Genomic DNA, 18,964 nt, shown 5'->3' with positions numbered 1-18,964 from the left:
GCTGTGTATTGGCCATCGGTGACCGGGCCGCCGGCGCCCTGCTGGCCCAGTCCTGTGCCTTGGCAACGTCCCTGCCCCTCACCCTGTCAGCCCTTCAAGCGGGAACTGTTTCGTGGCAACACGCCCGGGTGATGGTGGATGAGACAGCCGCCCTTGACCGGGACGCAGCGGGTGCGCTGGAAGCCCACTTCCTCGACGCCGACGCAGCCAACCCTGCCCGTGGCTGCCTGGCGAGATGCCCGCCTTCCGGTTCCGGCGGAAGGCCCGGACCTGGCGCGAACGGCACCACCCGGACAGCATCGAAAAACGGCACGCCAAAGGCGTGCAGGACCGATGCTTGGAATATGTCCCCGAGCAGGACGGGATGGCCCGGGTGTCCGCCTGCCTGCCAGCGGACCAAGCGGCTGCGATCTGGAACCGCATCACCGCCGTCGCCCGGGGCCTGCAGAGTCCAGACGAGGACCGAACGCTCACCCAGCTACGGGCGGACGTATTCGCAACGGCAGCCCTGCGACGCGACACCGGCTGCACCCGCTGCAGCAACAGCACCCGCGCCGGCGCAGGGGCCGGTCCAGCCGATGTCCCCACGCCGCGGGCCGAGATCCTGGTCACCGTACCTGCTCACGAAGGCCATGCGGAACTGGCTTCGGATGCGCGACGGCAAATGCCCCTTCCCCGGGTGCAACAACCATTCCCTCGACAACGAGGCAGACCACCTCCTGGCCTGGCACCATGGCCGAACCACCGGGATAAGCAACCTGGGACAGCCCTGTCCCCGGCATCACCGACTCAAACACCTCGTCGGGTGGAAACCAACCCCGGCAACCAAGAACGAGCCGCCCGGCTGGGTGTCACCCTCAGGGCGCCATTACAAAAGCGAACACCAGGATTGGGAACCAGCCCAATGGCCGCCGTTACTTCAGCCGCGTGCCGGACAGCAGCAACCCACGTACCCACCGACGCCCACCACCATGGGCGGGACGGCGGACTATCTTCAGATACCACCATCCGCGGGAGAAGAATGCCTGCGCGCGTTCCTCGGTGGCAAGTAAGCTGCCGGAGAAGCCAAAGGGACTCCACACGAAGTGTGGAGTCCCTTGTGCCATGTCCGGTAGGTATCGCCGGGATGGAGACGGATATGTGAGATGTCGATCAATTTGGAAGAACTTCACCAAGGAGTCGGCAGGATTACGCGGAGGTACTTCCACTTCCAGGACCTCGTGTAGCCCGACTATACCGAAGTCCAGTTCTTCCTGCCGCTCGAGAACTTCAAGCGGCACTGTGCCCCGACCACAACCCCGGAGTACGTGACGTACCGGGAACGTGTGCTGGATTTCATCGAAAACCGGAACGGATGGCGAGGTACCACTAGGGCACCACGAGGCTGCCATCGAACGGAGCCCAACTCGTTCGTCCGCGTCACCGCACGGTGACATCGCGGCCACAGCGCCAAGGCCCAGATGGCAGACATCAAGAGCGCCATGAGGTCCGGGGACCCCACCTCCGCGGGGCGGGGCCATCGAGTTGACATGACGGTTGGTGGGCCCGCGCATCCGGCCAGCAAGGTCGGCGGCTGCGAGGCTGAGGTCGGTCCCTTGTGCTCGCAGCGCTGTTCCAATGCGCCATCCTGGGCAGCGCCGCGGTGGACCGCGTCATCGCCCACGGCCGGGGCGGACTCCCCTGCCGCAGGGCCCGAGCAGGTATTTCACAGACGAACTAGAAGCTCGGGCATGGCCCCCGCACTGTACCGCCTCGGCCGAATCGGGCCTAAGTTGGCCCTGGCCCGCCAGGACCGGCTCTACATGATGGTCGAGCACATTTTCTCACTGCACGTTCCGGACGACCCAGCGGAAGCCATCATCGACGGTGACCTCGCCGAGGCCCCGGCCTCAGGCCAAGTGCCCGTGACCGGTCAGGCAGCAGCTTAGGGCCCCTTCGCCCGGACAGGTCCTAGGTCCCTTTCGGCCCACGCCGTCTGGGGTCACACTTGGGCCATGGGCGTCGTCAGGCACGCCGTCAACCAGCCCGGAAAGAGGAGCCATGAGGACCGAATCCTGGATATTCCGAGGCCTGTCCCTGTTCTTTGTCCCCATCGGTGTGGTGTACGGGTTTCTCACCCATTGGATCGAGCCCGTGGGGTTTCTTGCCTTGTGGCTGGTGGGCGGCCTCGCCGGGATGATTGGGCTGTACCTCGGCTACACGGGGCGCCGGGTGGGGATGCGCCCCGAGGACCGACAGGATGCGGAGATTCACGAGGGTGCCGGCGAGCAGGGCCAGTTCAGCCCGTGGAGCTGGTGGCCGGTGGCCCTTGGCCTGTCCGCAGCAGGAGGGTTCCTTGGCCTGGCCGTCGGATTCTGGATCCTCTTCATCAGCGCCGGGTTCGCCCTGGTGGCGCTCCTTGGCTGGGTTTTCGAATACAGCCGCGGGGACCACGCGCACTAAGGGATGCCAAGAGGCCTGAGCATGCGCATCGTGGCCGTAATCGTCAGGAACTCCTTCCCGTTGCGGAGGTCCGCGACTCCGGAGGCACTGGCATGACCAAGCTCACTGTTGCCCCCTGCATCACCTTCGGGTCATGCACAGCGAGCAGAGGTAGAGGATCCTGATGTCGTCGACTGAGCTCGACAATGCCGCAATTGACATCGCCCCCTGATTTTTCGAGGAAAATAGCGCCAGTAAGCCTCCCGGCGCAATTTGGGCAGGGGACTTTCAACTTTCAATCTGGTTCCGGAGGTGATTCGGTACGTGGGACGTCCCCTACGATCCAGACCAGACAGGACTTACAGGCGTGTCCTAAGCTCTTCGAGTCGCTCACCTTGCAAGTCAGCCCACCCAGCTCGGATGGCGAAGAGAAAGAAGCCTTCGACGGCCGAGATGGCGGTCTCCACGAGGGCTTTCTCTTCCCTCGTGCCGCTGTCGTTGTGCTTGACCTTCTGCAGGCGAGCACGAGTCTCATTAATGCCGGCGGCGGCTAGCCGATGAAATGATGACGCCTGTTCGACGCTTTGGCCTCCGTGGGCGAAGAGGGCCTGAGCGCGCTTTGTCGGGTGCAACTTTCCGTCTTTTCCCCCGAAAGTGGTCTTCGTCTCGCCGGGATAATAGGTGGCGGTCCACTCCAGAACATATGCTTCGCTGAAAGCCTGACGAAGCAGGCGGTCGATGAATTCGATCAGAGAGTTCGCCGCTTGAGAAGAACCGTCGTCCGACGTCGCCAGCGCCTGACGAGCGCCAGACATCTTTCGTGATAACGCGGCACTGACTTCGGAAATCTTGTCTTGGGAGATTCCAGACACGAGAGGACGAACCTGATTCGCTAGCGTTTCAACGTCGATCTCGTAAGCGCGAGCTTCCTCGTCCCTCATGGGAACGTCTTCAAGCGGCAGGTTATGATCTAGAATTCGGTCGAGCTGAGCGTCAATCTGATAGGCGACATTGAGTGCCGAGCGCTCCAAGAGATCCAGGCCACCAATATCGCGCATCTGACTGGGTGCAAGAAACACGAGGCAGTCATCGAGGGCTACGGCCATCGGAGTAAGCGAGCGAAAGAACCTCCGGAAAGCAATGACAAGCAGAGCCCCATCGCTTCGTAACGCAGACTCAATCTTGTCGTATGCAGCAGCGCCCGCAAGACGCCGCAGGAACGTTTTTCCTTGCGGTGTGGAGACAAGCTTCATCCAGCGAGGCAGATCACTAGCAAGAAGGCCTTCTATACGAGAGGCCCCCACCATTAATTTTTCCGGATCGAGGGCGGGAGGCAGGTATTCATCAAGGAACTCCAGACGCTCTTGCCACGGCCTGCCATCATGGTCATCCATGATTTGGCGAATAACGACAACAAAGATCTCCAAGTATGCAATGACGCCATCTGGGATTCCTATAACCTTGCGAACCCGCGGATGGACGTCCCGTAGAGCATCGGCAAGCGCCGACTTATGGCGTACGCCATTTCGACTCTCGCCGCGGCCTACAAGGGGATTTTCCGTTTCGCCGGGGTGCTGTGTAGTATCTCCTGAAGACACTATGCTCCTCAAGTGTGCGGAACACGACCAGACCTGAGAAATCGCTCGTGTTTCCGAATGGACCCCGCCGATTGTGCGGGGTCTTTTTCTTGCTGCTTACTTCGTCCGGAGTTCAGCCGAGTGAGCTGGCACTCGAACGTCCGAGGCGCCTATCAAGCGTGCCAACCACGGTGAGACGTGGCCATCTGATCCGGAATAGCCATGGCCAGTAGAACCTTACGGTCTACTCAGGAATGCGAGCCGCCAACTAGGACGGATTTGCCGCCAGCCTCAAGCTCCGAATCGCCAACTAGTCGCCAAATCGGCAACTAACTTCCAATCTCACAGCTACGGTAGGCGTCGCCACTCGTGAATCAGGACTGTTGGAGCCGGACAAAAATTTTCAACTGGCTTGGAATCTCACACTCGCGCACGAACTGAGCAATGTTCAGATAGGAGGCATTTTTTGCTCAGATACCGCGACATTGCTCAGTTACGTCGGAGTCTCACACCAGCACTAGAAGTCCCAGTCCTCGTCCTCGGTGTTGACAGCCTTGCCGATCACGTAGGAAGAACCGGAGCCGGAGAAGAAGTCGTGGTTCTCGTCGGCGTTCGGGGACAGCGCCGAGAGGATGGCCGGGTTCACGTCGGTGACGGACGCCGGGAACATCGCCTCATAGCCCAGGTTCATCAGCGCTTTGTTGGCGTTGTAGTGCAGGAACTTCTTGACGTCCTCGGCCAGGCCGACGCCGTCATAGAGGTCGTGCGTGTACTGGACTTCGTTTTCGTACAGCTCGAACAGCAGTTCGAACGTGTAGTCCTTGATCTCCTGGCGGCGCTCCTCGGAGACCTTTTCCAGGCCCTTCTGGAACTTGTAGCCGATGTAGTAGCCATGGACGGCTTCGTCGCGGATGATCAGGCGGATCAGGTCAGCCGTGTTCGTCAGCTTGGCCCGCGAGGACCAGTACATGGGCAGGTAGAAGCCAGAATAGAACAGGAAGCTCTCCAGCAGCGTGGAGGCCACCTTGCGCTTCAGGGGATCATCACCCTGGTAGTAGTCCATGACGATCTGCGCCTTCTTCTGAAGGTTCTCGTTCTCGGTGGACCAGCGGAACGCTTCGTCGATCTCCTTGGTGGAGGCCAGCGTGGAGAAGATGGAGGAGTAGCTCTTGGCGTGCACCGACTCCATGAACGCGATGTTCGTGTACACGGCTTCCTCGTGCCGGGGTCAGCGCATCGGGGATCAGGGAGACAGCGCCCACGGTGCCCTGGATGGTGTCCAGCAGGGTCAGCCCCGTGAACACACGCATAGTGAGCTGCTGCTCAGCCGGCGTCAGCGTGTTCCAGGACTGGACGTCGTTGGACAGCGGCACCTTCTCCGGCAGCCAGAAGTTGTTCACCAGGCGGTTCCAGACGTCCACGTCCTTGTCGTCCTGGATGCGGTTCCAGTTGATGGCCTCGACGTGGCTCAGCAGCTTGACCTTCTCGGTCATGTCATCCCCTATGCGTTGGGTGGGTTTTCTCTAAGTAAAAGCGTACGACGGCGGGCGGGCACCCGCCGTCGTACTGGCACGATTTAGTTGAAGATTAAAGCATGCAGGAGACGCAGCCCTCCACTTCCGTCCCTTCCAGCGCGAGCTGGCGGAGACGGATGTAGTAGATGGTCTTGATGCCCTTCTTCCAGGCGTAGATCTGGGCCTTGTTGATGTCGCGGGTGGTGGCGGTGTCCTTGAAGAACAGCGTCAGCGACAGCCCCTGGTCCACGTGCTGGGTGGCGGCGGCGTACGTGTCGATGACCTTCTCGTAGCCGATCTCGTACGCGTCCTGGTAGTACTCCAGGTTGTCGTTGGTCAGGTACGGCGCCGGGTAGTACACGCGGCCCAGCTTGCCTTCCTTGCGGATCTCGATCTTGGACGCCACCGGGTGGATCGAGGAGGTGGAGTTGTTGATGTAGGAGATCGAGCCGGTGGGCGGCACAGCCTGCAGATTCTGGTTGTAGATGCCGTGCTCCATCACCGAAGCCTTCAGCGCCTGCCAGTCAGCCTGCGTGGGGATGTGCACGTTCTTGAACAGCTCGCGGACCTTCTCGGTCTGCGGCACCCACTCCTGCTCCGTGTACTTGTCGAAGAATTCACCGGACGCGTACTTGGACTTCTCGAAGCCGCCGAACGTCTGGCCGGTTTCGATGGCCAGCAGGTTGGAGGCGCGGACCGCGTGGTACACCACCGAGTAGAAGTAGATGTTGGTGAAGTCCAGGCCCTCTTCGGAGCCGTAGTGGACCCGCTCCCGCGCCAGGTAACCGTGCAGGTTCATCTGGCCCAGGCCAATGGCGTGGCTCTGGTCGTTGCCCTTGGCGATGGACGGCACCGAGGTGATGTTGGACATGTCCGAGACGGCGGACAACGAGCGGATGGCCGTCTCGATGGTGAGGCCGAAGTCCGGCGAATCCATGGTCTTGGCAATGTTCAGCGAGCCCAGGTTGCAGGAGATGTCCTTGCCGGTGTCCGCGTAGGACAGGTCATCGTTGTACGTGGTGGGCTGGGAAACCTGGAGGATCTCCGAGCACAGGTTGGACATGATGATCTTGCCGTCGATCGGGTTGGCCCGGTTCACGGTGTCCTCGAACATGATGTACGGGTAGCCGGATTCGAACTGGATCTCGGCGAGGGTCTGGAAGAACTCGCGTGCCTTGATCTTGGTCTTCTTGATCCGGGAGTCGTCCACCATCTCGTAGTACTTCTCGGTGACCGAGACGTCGGAGAACGGCATGCCGTAGACGCGTTCGACGTCGTAGGGCGAGAACAGGTACATGTCCTCGTCCTTCTTGGCCAGCTCGAACGTGATGTCCGGGATGACGACGCCCAGCGAGAGGGTCTTGATGCGGATCTTCTCGTCCGCGTTCTCGCGCTTGGTGTCCAGGAAGCGGTAAATGTCCGGGTGGTGCGCGTGCAGGTACACGGCACCGGCACCCTGGCGGGCACCGAGCTGGTTGGCGTAGGAGAAGCTGTCTTCGAGGAGCTTCATCACGGGGATGACACCTGAGGACTGGTTCTCGATCTGCTTGATGGGCGCGCCCACTTCGCGGATGTTGGTCAGGGCAAAGGCCACGCCGCCGCCGCGCTTGGACAGCTGCAGCGCGGAGTTGATGCTGCGCCCGATCGACTCCATGTTGTCTTCGATGCGCAGCAGGAAGCAGGACACCAGCTCGCCGCGCTGCTTCTTGCCGGCGTTCAGGAAGGTGGGGGTGGCCGGCTGGAAGCGGCCCTCGATGATCTCGTCCACCATCTGGAGGGCAAGCTGTTCGTTGCCGCGGGCCAGGTGCAGGGCAACCATGCACACTCGGTCTTCGTAGCGCTCCAGGAAACGCTTGCCGTCGAACGTCTTCAGCGTGTAGGAGGTGTAGAACTTGAAGGCACCCAGGAAGGTTTCGAAGCGGAACTTCTTCTTGTAGGCACGGTTGAACAGTTCACGGATGAAGTTCATCGTGTACTGGTCCAGCGTTTCGCGCTCGTAGTACTGGTTTTTCACCAGGTAGTCGAGCTTCTCCTCCAGGTCATGGAAGAACACGGTGTTGTTGTTCACGTGCTGCAGGAAATACTGGTGCGCGGCCTCACGGTCCGCCTCAAACTGGATTTCACCGCTGGGACCATAGAGGTTCAGCATGGCGTTCAGCTCATGGTAGCCCAGGCCTTTGTAGGCAGCCGGCATCTCAGGCTTCCCGGCCCTGGTTACTTCTGTGTCTGCGACAGTCGTGTCCAAAACGTGTCCAATCCTTGGTTGACCCGGGTGACGTCTTCCGGCGTTCCCATAAGTTCGAATCGATAGAGGTGGGGTACTTTGCACTTGGCGGCGATGATGTCCCCGGCCATGCAGTAGTTGTCCCCGAAGTTCGTGTTGCCGGCACCAATCACGCCGCGGAGCAGTTGCCTGTTCTGCGGGTTGTTGAGGAACCGGATGACCTGCTTGGGAACGGACCCCTCTCCCCCGGTGCCGCCGTAAGTAGGCACCACCAGCACGAACGGCCGGGTGGCGAGGAGGGGTGCGTCCTTCGCGTAGAGCGGGATCCGGGCCACCTCACGGCCTAGCTTCCTGACGAAGCGGCTGGTGTTCTCGGATGCAGAGGAAAAGTAGATGAGCTGGCTGCCGGTGGTAACCGGCTCCGCATCGGCCTGTGCACTGGCCGGTGAGGACGCCTCCACGCGCTGAGCCGCGTGGTCACGCTGTGCTGTGGGTGCCACCATGGACGTCACCTCAGCTGGTTGCTGTCGGGAAAAGCGGAAACCTTAAGCCACGGAGGAAACGGCGGACAGTGCCAGTTCCTCGATCTTGTCCGGGCGGAAGCCTGACCAGTGGTCCTGGTCGGTGACCACAACGGGAGCCTGCATGTAGCCCAGTGCCTTCAGGCGCTCAAGAGCCTCGGCGTCCTGGGAAATGTCGACGCTCTGGTAGGTGATGCCCTTTTTGTCGAGCGCACGGTAGGTGGCGTTGCACTGAACACAAGCAGGCTTCGTGTAAACCGTTACGGTCATTGTCCCTGTCCCCTTAGTTGAAATCTATTGCTGGTGCGGTGTCCCCGTCCAAGCCGTATGTAGATACTACATGTAGTGCAGGCGCCTCTTTTGGACCCCAAGATGATGTATTACAAGTATGTCATTTAATGCACCGTTAATCCACAGGCCCGGGTCGTAAAAATGGCCGGGATCCCGGGATTTTTGTCAGCCCGGTCCACACCCTGTGGACTACTTAGCCACAATTAACGGCCAGCGTGTCGCGAAAACGACGGCGTGTCGCTGCGTTGTCCACAGGGCTTCCGGACATGAAAAAGGGGCCCCGAAGTGACCTTCGGGACCCCTTGGGGTGACCAATCCCACCCGCCGCCTCGCGACGGCGGCCGCGGCGGGAACTGCTACAGCGGAACGGCCCGGCTGCAGAGGATCTGCTCCACGCCCATCCGGCCTTCCGCGAAGCTGCGGAGCGCCCCCACCAGGTACAGCCGCCAGACACGGACCACTTCCCGGCCCATCATTTCCTCGGCCCGGTCCTGGTTTTGTTCGAATGTCGCGTACCAGGCTTCAAGGGTGCGGACGTAGTGCCGGCGCATGCCCTCGACCCCCTCCACCTCGAACCCTGCACCCTCGAGGAAGTTCAACGTCTCCCCCACCGGGCGCATGTGCATGTCAGGGGCGATGAAAGATTCGATGAAGGGACCCCCGCCCGGATGCCGGCCGCGCCGGGACATCTGCTGGACCAGGACCTTTCCGCCAGGTGCCAGGTTGTCGAACAGTGCCTGGGCGTACACGGGATAGTTCTTCTGCCCCACATGTTCGCCCATTTCCAGGGAGGCGACGGCGTCGAACGGCCCGTCCGGAATCTCGCGGTAATCCTGTACCCGGATCTCCACCTGGTCCGCCAGGCCGTACTCCTTGATCCGCGCGTCGATAAATGCTTTCTGTTCTACGGAGAGGGTGACTCCAACCACCGTGGCCCCGTAGTGCCGCGCGGCGTGCAGGCTCAAGGACCCCCACCCGCAGCCAACATCCAGCAGGCGCACGCCCGGCTGCAGCCCGCTCTTGCGGCACACCAGGTCCAGCTTGTCGCGCTGGGCATCCTCGACGCCGTAGCCCGCCCCGGGCTCTTCAGTCCAGTAGCCGCTGGAATAGGCCATCTGCGGATCCAGGATCAGGCCGTAGAAATCGTTGCTGAGATCGTAGTGGTGGCTGATCGCGGCACGGTCACGGATCAGGCTGTGCAGCCGTCCCCGCACCTTGGCCTGCGTTGCCGGCGGCGCCGGGGGTGTACCCAGAGCACCGGCCGAGCGGGCAATCCTGCCTATCCCGGCGATGACTCCGGGCGTCAGGCGGACGCCGGACAACCGGCGCTGCCGGACCACTTCCCACAACTGCTGCAGCGCGGAATTGAGGTCCCCGTCAATGTCCAGTTCACCCGTGACGTAGGCCTGTGCGGCGCCCAGCTCCCCGGGATTCCACAGCAGCCGCCGGATGGCGTCCGGGCTTTTGAGACGGACCACCGGCGCGTCCGCCGGGCCCGCTTCCGAGCCGTCCCAGGCCTTCAGGCGGACGGGCAGTTCCCCGCCCACCACGGGCCGCAGGACCTCTGCAATCGTTTCGGCAAGTACAGCCGTCATCAGCGGCCTCCGTTGGCCGGCGCGTTCTTCCTCTGGTCCAGCACGATCTGCTGGACGTTGAGGTAGCCCGAGGCGAAGCCGGCCCTCGAGTAGCACAGGTAGAACAGCCACATCCGCTGGAAGACGGCGTCGAACCCCAGTTCGGCCACTTCGTCCTTCCGCGCCATGAAGCGTTCCTCCCAGAGCCGCAGGGTTTCGGCGTAGTGTTCGCCGAAGGCAAGGCGTTCACGGACCTGCAGTCCGGTCCGCTTTTCCGTTACTTCCTCGATGGCACGCACCGACGGAATCACGCCGCCCGGGAAGATGTACTTGTGCACCCAGGTGTAGCCGGTCCGGGTCGCCAGGAGGCGGTCGTGGGCGATGGTGATGGCCTGGATGGCCACCTTGCCGCCCGGGGCCAGGACGCGCTCGATGGTCTGGAAGTACGTGGCCCAGTATTCGTAGCCCACTGCCTCGATCATCTCGACCGAAACCACGGCGTCGTACTCGCCCTCGACGGCCCGGTAGTCCTTGAGCTCAATGGTCACCTGGCCGGCATAGCCTGCGTCTGCCACCCGTTTCCGGGCCAGCTCCTGCTGCTCGCTGGACAGCGTGACCGAGTAGACGGTGGCGCCGCGGGCAGCTGCGCGCAATGCCAGTTCGCCCCACCCCGTGCCAATCTCGAGCACCCGGGTTCCGGGTCCGACGGCGGCCTTGTCCAGCAGCCGGTCGATCTTCGCTTGTTGGGCGGCGGCGAAGCCCTCCCACGGCATGTCCTTCACGGCACTTCCGGACGCCGGGAACAGCGCGCTGGAGTAGGACATGGTCTCGTCAAGGAATGTGGCGAACAGCTCGTTGGAGAGGTCGTAGTGACGGGAGATATTGGAGCGGGTGTTTTTCAGGGAGTTGCGTTCCGTCCGCGGCTGGCGCGGCAGGAAGATGGAACGCAGTTTCTGCAGCGGAACCGGTATCAGGGTGCCGGCCCGGGCCGCGAAGACCTCCAGCACCGCTGTCAGGTTGTCTGCATCCCAGTCGCCCGCCATGTAGGACTCGCCCAGGCCGATCAGGCCGCCGTCACCCAACCGCAAGGCAAAGTGCTCGGGCCGGTGGATGGTCATGACGGGACCACGGGAGCCGGCGGGTACTGAGCCCAGGACTTGCCCGTCCGGGTAGCGCACCTCCAGGGGAAGGCGCCGCACCGCGGCCTTGAAGATCCCGTCCGCGATCCGCGCTGCACCGTTCGCCTTGAAACCGGAGGGTACGGCGGCAATTCCCGGCCAGATGCCCGCATCGATGGACGCGGGAGGCCGCGGCACGGTGTACGGTGCGGCGGAACCATTGTGGTTCGCCGGCCGCTCAGCCGAGGCGGTGCCGTTGTCGTCCGTCATTGTCATTGAACTGCCTCCTGTGAAGGGTGATGTGGTCTGGCGACGACGGGCAGGCGTCTTGCCCAGAGCCTAAGGCCCTGTAGCCGGATAAGTGCGGATACCAGCATCGGCGCGGCAGGCACCGCAACGGCTGCTGCCAGGATGTTCCGGATGGTGGCTGGTTTCCGCCTGCCGTCCATGGTGGCCACGAAGGGCCGGTGCCCTTCCCGCTCCAGGACGATTGACACCGCCAGCCGCTCGCCGGGGGCGGGCAGCTTCATCCGGTATTCGCCGTCGACGTCGTTGAAGGGTGAAACGTAGAAGGCCTTCGGCACTGACGCACGCCCGGTGGGGTCCGTCCGGAGCAGGTAGCAGTGCCGTTCGCCGTAGGTGTTGTGGACCTCGGCCACCACGCACCGGAGTTCTCCGTTGATGCCGTAGCACCAGAAAAGCGTCAGCGGGTTGAAGACGTAGCCGAAAACCCTGGCACTGGTCAGCATGTGGATGGGACCGGCGTCGGGCTCTATTCCCTGCGTCCGCAGGTAACGCTCCACGTTGGTCCGGATACTGGCCGCCGGGTCGCCCAGGTGGTCTGCCGCGCGGAACACGGCCAGCGGCCGGAGCAGGGCCGGCAGGCGGGGAAGGTGATCCACGTCCACGAACCAGCTGTAGCTGCGGTAGGTGAATGCATTCTTCAGCGGGGTCTGCCGCACGTGGGAGATGGCGGTGCGGTAGATGGAGGCGCCCACGGTCATGCCGGTTCCGCGGCCAGTAGTTCCCGCTCCCCCTCACCGGAGGAGCCTCCGGCGTCAGCGGCCCGGGCTACCGGCCAGGTGCGGCCAAGGGCCTCCGCGGCGCGGACCCCGGCGAGGGCACCGTCCTCGTGGAAGCCCCAGCCAAGGTACGCTCCGGCGTAAGCGATACGGTTATTGCTGAGTGCCTTAATGGCCTGCTGGGCCTGCAGGGACTCGGGCGTGTACTGCGGGTGCTCGTAGACCATCCTGTCCAGGACGGCGACGTCGGCAATCAGCTCTGACTCGCCAAGGCTGACCAGGTACGGCCTGCCGTCGGCGGGTTCGAGCCGCTGCAACCGCGTCAGGTCGTAGCTGACCAGGACTTTGTCCGGGCGTGCGTCGCAGCCGGGAAGCCGGTAGTTCCATGAAGCCCTGGCGTTGTCCGCCGAGGGCAGGACCGCGGGGTCGCGGTGGAAGACGGTGTGATTTACCGAGTACGGCATGCCGCCGAGCGCTTCCTTTTCCTCCGGCGTCGCGTCGGCCAGGAACCCCAGTGCCTGCGCCGGGTGGGTGGCGATGACGACGGCGTCGAAGGCTTCCAGGCCGCCGGCAGTTGCGATCTCCACGCCGGCGGGCAGGCGCCGGATGGCGGTGACCGGCGTTTCCAGCCGGACGTCCGGGAGGGTCGCGGCGAGCTTTTCCACGTACCGGGCCGAGCCGCCGGTGACGGTGCGCCACTGGGGTGAGCCTTTGATGCCCAGCAGGCCGTGGTGGCCCAGGAACGTGAAGAGGTACCGCGCCGGGTAGGACAGCGCGGTGGTGGGGTCGCAGGACCAGACGGCGCTGACTACCGGGGTCATGAAGTGGGAGATGAAGTAGGGGCTGAACTTCTCCCGCTCCAGGAAGGCGCCGAGCGTCGGTTCGGGAACGTCAACCGCGCCGCTGACGGCCGACGGCGGCGCGGCCCTGAGCAGTTCGCGGGCCTTCCGGTAGAACCGGGTGATCTCCATGAGCATCAGCAGGTACCGGCCGCGCAGCAGGCTCGACGGTTTGGCGATGATGCCGCGTGCGCCGTTCCGGGCGCCGGCGTATTCCAGTCCGCAGCCGTCACAGCGGATGGACATGCTCATTTCCGAATCCTGGGTTTCCACGCCGAGCTCGGCGAACAGGCGCAGCAGCGTGGGATAGGTCCGTTCGTTGTGAACGATAAAACCGGTATCGACTCCGATGACGCTGCCGTCCGGCTGCGGCATGTCGTGGGTGTGGGCGTGGCCGCCCAGCCGTGAATCTGCCTCGAACAAGGTGACGTTGTCCTGCCGGTTCAGCACGTAGGCGGCCGTCAGTCCGGCCACGCCGCTGCCGATGACGGCGACGCGCCGCCGCCCGCCTGCATCTACTGCTGGATTAGGTGACAATTCGTGCTCCTCTGTTGGACATCTGCCGCTGGGCCGGGTGTACAGAGGGCAATTCGGTGCCGTGGCGGCGGCGGATGGGTGCAGTATTGTGGGCTGGTGGTAAACCCCGTGCACTTGAAGACCTTGTTGGAGGTCACGCGGCTGGGCTCATTCGCCGCGGCCGCCGCCACGCTCGGCTACACAGCCTCCGCCGTCTCGCAGCAGATGTCCGCTCTGGAACGGGACACCGGCGTAACCCTTTTCCAGCGCTCGGCGCGCGCTGTGGTCCCCACGGAAGCCGCCGTCGTCATGACCCGGCACGCCGCGAAGGTGCTCACGGACATCGAAGCGCTGATGGCCGCGGCTTCCAGGGCGCAGGACACCGGAAGCCAAGAGCTGAGGCTGGGGATCTTTCCCAGCCTCGCCACCTATGTCCTGCCCCGGATCCTGAAAAACCCTGCCTGGAAGAAGCTCGGCATCGATCTGCGGGTGTCCGTGGCGGAACCAGGCCAAACCATCCAGGGGCTGCGGAGCGGCGGCGACCTGGACTTGGCGGTGGTGTTCCAGGTGGGACAAACCGGCTTCGCCTGGCCCAACACGATCAACCGGCAATGGATTGGCGACGACGATTTCCGGGTAGTGCTGCCTGCCGGCTGGGGCTTCCGGGCCGACGCGAAGGTGGCAGCGGACCATCTCTCAGAAATGCCGTGGATCATGCACCACCCCGGTACCAGTGATGCGATGGTGATCGAACGGCTGTTCGCCGGGTGCAACCTGCACCCGCGCGTGGTGGCGCACAGTGATGATTTCCACGCGAGCCTGGAAATGGCCGCCGCAGGGCTGGGCGCCGCCCTTGTCCCGGAGCTCGCGCTGCGGAACAAACCCGCAGGGGTGGTGGTGTTGGACGTCCCCGAGATCCGGCTGGCACGCAACGTGTTCGCGCTCCTGATCAATGACCGGAAGACCGCACGGGTGCAGCTGTTCGTTGACCTGTTGGCTGAAACCCTCGCCGGGATGCGCACCGCAGTCAATTAGTGCCGAACGCTGGAATGGGCTGGCCTTCGGGTCTATGTTGAGAATATGAACAAGGTAGCGAGCCAGCACTTTGGAGAGATCGACCTGAACCACGGCATGGATCATCTCTTCGCCGCCAAGCATGAACTGCGCGGCCACCCGCTGGAACTCGACCTGAACATCAACGCCCACGACCATTTCGATGAAGCCGCGCTCCGCAAAGTCGAATACCGCCTGCGTTTCCTGCCCGAACTGGTGGACGAGGTCCGCGAGATGATCGCCGAGGAGCTGGAGCAGGAGGGCACCAGCCCGCAGGAATACCTGCACTTCCACTGCAACGCCCTCAAGGAAGAGCACTTGCACAAGGTGTTCGGTGTCCAGGAACGCAGCCAGCTCACCAACGAGGTCTTCCTCAAAGCCCTGAAGCTTGGCCACGTGGGCATCTACCCCGGCCAGCCCGAACGCTACTTTGTCCTGGACTTCACCCTCGGCGAGCACTTCACCGATGAGGTCCTGGTGGCCTGCGCCGACCAGGACGGCGTGGTTGACGACGAGATCGTCTGGGAGTCGTGAACTGACCCCTTAAAGTACGACGCCGGCCAGGTCACCTGAGGTGACCTGGCCGGCGTCGTACTCGGTATCGACAGGCTCAACCACCGGTGGTTGAGCCTGTCGAAACCCCTCTACTTCGCCGCCTCCAGCAGGCCGGCGCGGACCGTCTGGGTTGCCTTGACCAGGTTGCGCAGGGACTCTTCGGTCTCGGCGTAGCCACGGGTCTTCAGGCCGCAGTCCGGGTTGACCCAGAGCTGGCGGGACGGGACGTGCTTGACGGCGGTGGACAGCAGTTCGGTGACCTCAGCTTCGCCCGGAACGCGCGGCGAGTGGATGTCGTAGACACCCGGGCCAACGCCGCGGCCAAAGCCGTGGGATTCAAGGTCGTGGACAACCTCCATGCGGGAGCGGGCGGCCTCGATGGAGGTCACGTCAGCGTCCAGGCCGTCGATGGCGTCGATGATCACGCCAAACTCCGAGTAGCAGAGGTGGGTGTGGATCTGGGTTGAGTCCGCGGCCCCGGCGGTGGCCAGGCGGAACGAGTCAACGGACCACTTCAGGTAGCCGGCCTGGTCCGCCTTGCGCAGCGGGAGAAGTTCCCGCAGTGCGGGCTCGTCCACCTGGATAACCTTGATGCCGGCGGCTTCGAGGTCGGCGATCTCGTCGCGCAGCGCCAGACCGACCTGGTTGGCCGTCTCGCCCAGCGGCTGGTCGTCGCGGACGAAGGACCAGGCCAGGATGGTGACGGGGCCGGTGAGCATCCCCTTCATGGGCTTGGCGGTCAGGGCCTGGGCGTATTCTGCCCACTTGACCGTGATGGCCGCGCTGCGGGTGACATCGCCCCACAGGATGGAGGGGCGGGTGCAGCGGGAGCCGTACGACTGGACCCAGCCATGGACCGTGACGTCGAAACCTTCGAGGTTCTCGGCGAAGTACTGGACCATGTCGTTGCGCTCGGGCTCGCCGTGCACCAGGACGTCGTAGCCCAGCTCTTCCTGCAGGTCCACGACGCGCTTGATCTCGTCCTTCATGAGTTGCTCGTACTGCTCATCGCTCAGCTCGCCCTTGGTGTTGCGGGCACGGGCGGAACGGATCTCGGAGGTCTGCGGGAAGGAACCGATGGTGGTGGTGGGCAGCGGCGGCAGCTGCAGCGCCTCTTCCTGGGCTGCTTCGCGGACCGCGTACTCGGAACGGCTGAAGTCGGCGGCGGTCAGCGCTTCGGTGCGGGCGCGCACATCCTGGCGGCGGACACCGTCGGCGGTGGCGCGCGAGGCGATCACGGCGGTGGCCTCATCGATGGCTGCCTTGGCGGCGGCGGGGTCGGCCAGGTACGACGCCAGGATCTTGACCTCCACGGCTTTCTGGTCGGAGAACGCCAGCCAGCTGCGGAGCTGCGCCGTCAGCCGGGTTTCTTCCTCGACGTCGTGGGGAACGTGCTGGGTGGAGGTGGACGTGGAGACGGCGACCTTGGCGGCGGCGGCCTTCAGCTCGTCCAGCTTCGCTGCCGAGGCGGCGAGGTCGTTGCGCCAGATGTTGTGGCCGTCAACGACGCCGGCAACAAGGGTCTTGTTGCCCAGTCCGGCCAGAGCCGCGGCGGACGGAACGGCGCCCTTGAAGACGTCGACGTGCAGGGCGTCGATGTTGGTGGCAGCCAGGGTGCCGAGCTGGCCGTCGAGCGAACCGTACGGGGTGGAGACGAGGATCTGCGGGCGGTTGGCCGCAGCGGTGAGCACCGCGTAGGCCCGGGCGACGGCGGCTTCGATCTCTGCGGCCGGGGTGTCCTGGTCAACCACCAGGGCGGGCTCGTCGAGCTGGACCCAGCTGGCGCCGGCGGCGGCGAGCTTTTCGAGCAGCTGGACGTAGACGGGGAGGATGTCCGCCAGGCGGGACAGCGGGGCAAAGCCGGCGGGCGCGTCGTCGGATGCCTTGGACAGCAGCAGGTAGGTCACCGGGCCCACGATGTAGGGGCGGGTCTCGATGCCGTTTTCCAAGGCGAAGGCGAACTCGTCAACCTTGGCGGTGGAGGCGAGGGTGAACTCGGTCTCCGGCCCGATCTCCGGGACCAGGTAGTGGTAGTTGGTGTCGAACCACTTGGTCATTTCAAGCGGCTGCTGTTCCGTGTTGCCGCGGGCCAAGGTGAAGTAGGCGTCGATGTCCAGCTTGCCCTCGGCGTTCAGGAGCTTGCCGAAGCGGGCCGGTACGGCACCCAGGTGGGCGGTGGTGTCCAGGACCTGGTCGTAGTAGGAGAACGTACCCGGCACGGCCGCGGCTTCGGTGAGGCCAAGGTCCTGCAGGCGCCGGGCGACGGCCAGCTGAATGTCCTTGGCGGCAGCGTCGAGGGCGGCAGCGTCGATCTTGCCTGCCCAGTAGGCTTCAACGGCCTTCTTGAGTTCGCGGCGGCGGCCGATGCGCGGGTAGCCGAGCAGGGATGCGGACGGGAACGGGGTGTTTTTGGGCGCGGTCAGTTCAGGCATGGAAATCTCCTAGGAAAGTTGGAGCGTACGAGGGTGGTCTGTTGGGTCTCGGCCGGGAAAGTGCTCAGCTGGCGAGCTGGGGCCTGGCGGCTGTGTCCCGGCGGGCGCCCAGGCGGTTATGGCGCGGCAGTGCCAGCTTGTCCAGCACTTCCAGGGCGCTTTGGTGCTCGTTGAACGTGTAGAGGTGGATGCCGGGAGCACCGGCATCCAGGGCGGCGTTGGCCAGGTCCACGGTGGCGTCGACGCCGATGTGGAGGCGTTCCAGATCGCTGTCGGCGGCGGCAAGGCGTTCCATCAGTGCAGGTGCCGGTTCGACGCCGGCCAGTTCGCCGAGCCGGGTGAGCCGGCGGAGGCTGGTGAGCGGCATGACGCCGGGAATGATCGGGATGGTGACTCCGGCGCGGCGTGCCCTGGTGAGGAGGTTCGCATACTCCTCGGTCTCGAAGAACACCTGGGTGATGGCGAAGTCTGCGCCGGACCGCTGCTTGGCCAGCAGCACCTCGACGTCGTGTTCCTCGCTGGGGGACTCCGGATGACGGGAGGGGTACGCCGCCACGCCAACTGCGATCTTTCCGGCGCAGAGCAGGGCTGAACGGCGCTGCTCCACCCGCCTGATCAGCTCGATCAGGTCCTGGGCGTACCGCAGTGCACCGTCTGACGGCAGGCCGCCGTCCTTGGGCAGGTCGCCGCGCAGGGCAAGGATGCCCCGCACCCCGATGTCCAGCAGTTCGCCGATGATTCCGGCCAGTTCCTGCGGCGTGTTTCCAACGCACGTCAAGTGCGCCAGCGGCCGGAGGGTGGTCTCGAGCAGGAGCCGGTTGATGAGTTCGACGGCGGTGTCCCGGTTGGATCCGCTGGCGCCGTACGTCACGGAAACGTAGTCCGGCGCTGTGGTCTCGAGTTCACGGATGGTGGTCCAGAGCGTCTCGGCAGCAGCCGGTGAGCGCGGCGGGAACAGCTCGTAGGAGAGCGCTACCGGGGCGGTATCGGAGAGGTTTGGGTGTGCTTCAATGAGGCTTGGTGGTGACATTTGCGTCCTTGGCTTTGGGCCATTGGGGTTGCCTGCCGGTGAAGATGCAGGAAACCGTCAATGAATTGAGTTTGGGGAACACGGAGGGACTCCACCGAGGACGCAGCCGCGACTGTTACGCCTGGAATGAAGTAGTCCGTGAGCAAATGTCAGGCCCACATGGGGGCACCCACACCCTCCGGAACGGAGGATCGCTGACACGTTACCGCGGTAACTTGTCTACGACTCTATGAGGGCCGGAGGGTGCATTCAAGTCGGCAACCGAATAAGACGCAGT

At 63.9% G+C, this 18,964-nt stretch carries 15 protein-coding genes and 2 pseudogenes; 6 read left to right on the top strand and 11 right to left on the bottom strand.

Going from position 1 to position 18,964, the window contains the following annotated elements:
• Positions 1 to 235: 235 nt before the first annotated feature.
• The 4 genes and pseudogenes from QF050_RS12955 (at position 236) to QF050_RS12945 (ending at position 2,442) form a co-directional block, all read left to right on the top strand.
• Positions 236 to 1,144 (top strand): DUF222 domain-containing protein, encoded by a 909-nt coding sequence (locus tag QF050_RS12955; protein WP_308930775.1) that lies wholly within the window; start codon positions 236 to 238, stop codon positions 1,142 to 1,144.
• 103 nt (positions 1,145 to 1,247) lie between these two features.
• A pseudogene (locus QF050_RS20345) lies at positions 1,248 to 1,433 on the top strand (hypothetical protein); the annotation flags it as partial.
• A 297-nt stretch (positions 1,434 to 1,730) separates the two neighbouring features.
• Entirely contained in the window at positions 1,731 to 1,928 is a 198-nt protein-coding gene (locus QF050_RS12950) for a hypothetical protein (protein ID WP_308930774.1), read from the top strand.
• Between the two features lie 112 nt (positions 1,929 to 2,040).
• A complete protein-coding gene (locus QF050_RS12945) occupies positions 2,041 to 2,442 on the top strand; it encodes a cytochrome c oxidase subunit 4 (protein ID WP_308930773.1) in 402 nt (133 codons plus the stop codon).
• A gap of 338 nt (positions 2,443 to 2,780) precedes the next feature.
• On the opposite strand, the gene QF050_RS12940 is transcribed toward QF050_RS12945, so the two are convergent.
• From QF050_RS12940 to QF050_RS12900, 9 genes and pseudogenes are all read right to left on the bottom strand, one after another.
• A complete protein-coding gene (locus tag QF050_RS12940) occupies positions 2,781 to 3,848 on the bottom strand; it encodes a hypothetical protein (protein ID WP_308930772.1) in 1,068 nt (355 codons plus the stop codon).
• Between the two features lie 667 nt (positions 3,849 to 4,515).
• Positions 4,516 to 5,491 (bottom strand): annotated as a pseudogene (nrdF, locus tag QF050_RS12935) (class 1b ribonucleoside-diphosphate reductase subunit beta).
• A gap of 94 nt (positions 5,492 to 5,585) precedes the next feature.
• Positions 5,586 to 7,706, bottom strand: a complete 2,121-nt coding sequence (gene nrdE / locus QF050_RS12930) for a class 1b ribonucleoside-diphosphate reductase subunit alpha (RefSeq protein WP_308930771.1) — start codon at positions 7,704 to 7,706, stop codon at positions 5,586 to 5,588.
• Between the two features lie 20 nt (positions 7,707 to 7,726).
• A complete protein-coding gene (gene nrdI / locus QF050_RS12925) occupies positions 7,727 to 8,197 on the bottom strand; it encodes a class Ib ribonucleoside-diphosphate reductase assembly flavoprotein NrdI (RefSeq protein WP_308932167.1) in 471 nt (156 codons plus the stop codon).
• 84 nt (positions 8,198 to 8,281) lie between these two features.
• Positions 8,282 to 8,527 (bottom strand): glutaredoxin-like protein NrdH, encoded by a 246-nt coding sequence (gene nrdH / locus QF050_RS12920; RefSeq protein WP_013601222.1) that lies wholly within the window; start codon positions 8,525 to 8,527, stop codon positions 8,282 to 8,284.
• A gap of 377 nt (positions 8,528 to 8,904) precedes the next feature.
• Complete coding sequence (locus tag QF050_RS12915; RefSeq protein WP_308930770.1) at positions 8,905 to 10,143, bottom strand: cyclopropane-fatty-acyl-phospholipid synthase family protein; 1,239 nt, start codon at positions 10,141 to 10,143, stop codon at positions 8,905 to 8,907.
• The gene (locus tag QF050_RS12910; RefSeq protein ID WP_308930769.1) at positions 10,143 to 11,516 is read right to left on the bottom strand and encodes a cyclopropane-fatty-acyl-phospholipid synthase family protein; all 1,374 of its coding nucleotides are present in this window, start codon (positions 11,514 to 11,516) and stop codon (positions 10,143 to 10,145) included. Before QF050_RS12910 ends, QF050_RS12915 begins: the two co-directional genes overlap by 1 nt.
• Entirely contained in the window at positions 11,513 to 12,244 is a 732-nt protein-coding gene (locus QF050_RS12905) for a DUF1365 domain-containing protein (protein ID WP_308930768.1), read from the bottom strand. The genes QF050_RS12910 and QF050_RS12905 overlap by 4 nt, the downstream gene beginning before the upstream one ends.
• Entirely contained in the window at positions 12,241 to 13,638 is a 1,398-nt protein-coding gene (locus QF050_RS12900) for an FAD-dependent oxidoreductase (RefSeq protein WP_308930767.1), read from the bottom strand. The genes QF050_RS12905 and QF050_RS12900 overlap by 4 nt, the downstream gene beginning before the upstream one ends.
• Positions 13,639 to 13,734: 96 nt before the next feature.
• On the opposite strand from QF050_RS12900, the gene QF050_RS12895 reads away from it, so the two are divergent.
• Positions 13,735 to 14,652 (top strand): LysR family transcriptional regulator, encoded by a 918-nt coding sequence (locus tag QF050_RS12895; protein ID WP_308930766.1) that lies wholly within the window; start codon positions 13,735 to 13,737, stop codon positions 14,650 to 14,652.
• Positions 14,653 to 14,697: 45 nt separating this feature from the next.
• Complete coding sequence (locus QF050_RS12890; RefSeq protein WP_308930765.1) at positions 14,698 to 15,204, top strand: DUF2004 domain-containing protein; 507 nt, start codon at positions 14,698 to 14,700, stop codon at positions 15,202 to 15,204.
• A 110-nt stretch (positions 15,205 to 15,314) separates the two neighbouring features.
• Here QF050_RS12890 and metE read toward each other — a convergent pair whose 3' ends face one another.
• A complete protein-coding gene (metE, locus tag QF050_RS12885; protein WP_308930764.1) occupies positions 15,315 to 17,657 on the bottom strand; it encodes a 5-methyltetrahydropteroyltriglutamate--homocysteine S-methyltransferase in 2,343 nt (780 codons plus the stop codon).
• 64 nt (positions 17,658 to 17,721) lie between these two features.
• Positions 17,722 to 18,687, bottom strand: coding sequence for a methylenetetrahydrofolate reductase (locus QF050_RS12880; RefSeq protein ID WP_308930763.1), 966 nt, complete (start codon positions 18,685 to 18,687; stop codon positions 17,722 to 17,724).
• Positions 18,688 to 18,964 lie beyond the last annotated feature (277 nt).

The sequence above is a fragment of the Arthrobacter sp. SLBN-112 genome, assembly GCF_030944625.1.
Taxonomy (GTDB): Bacteria; Actinomycetota; Actinomycetes; order Actinomycetales; family Micrococcaceae; genus Arthrobacter.
Note: the sequence above shows the minus strand (reverse complement) of the source record. Positions and strands in the feature narration are given on the sequence as shown.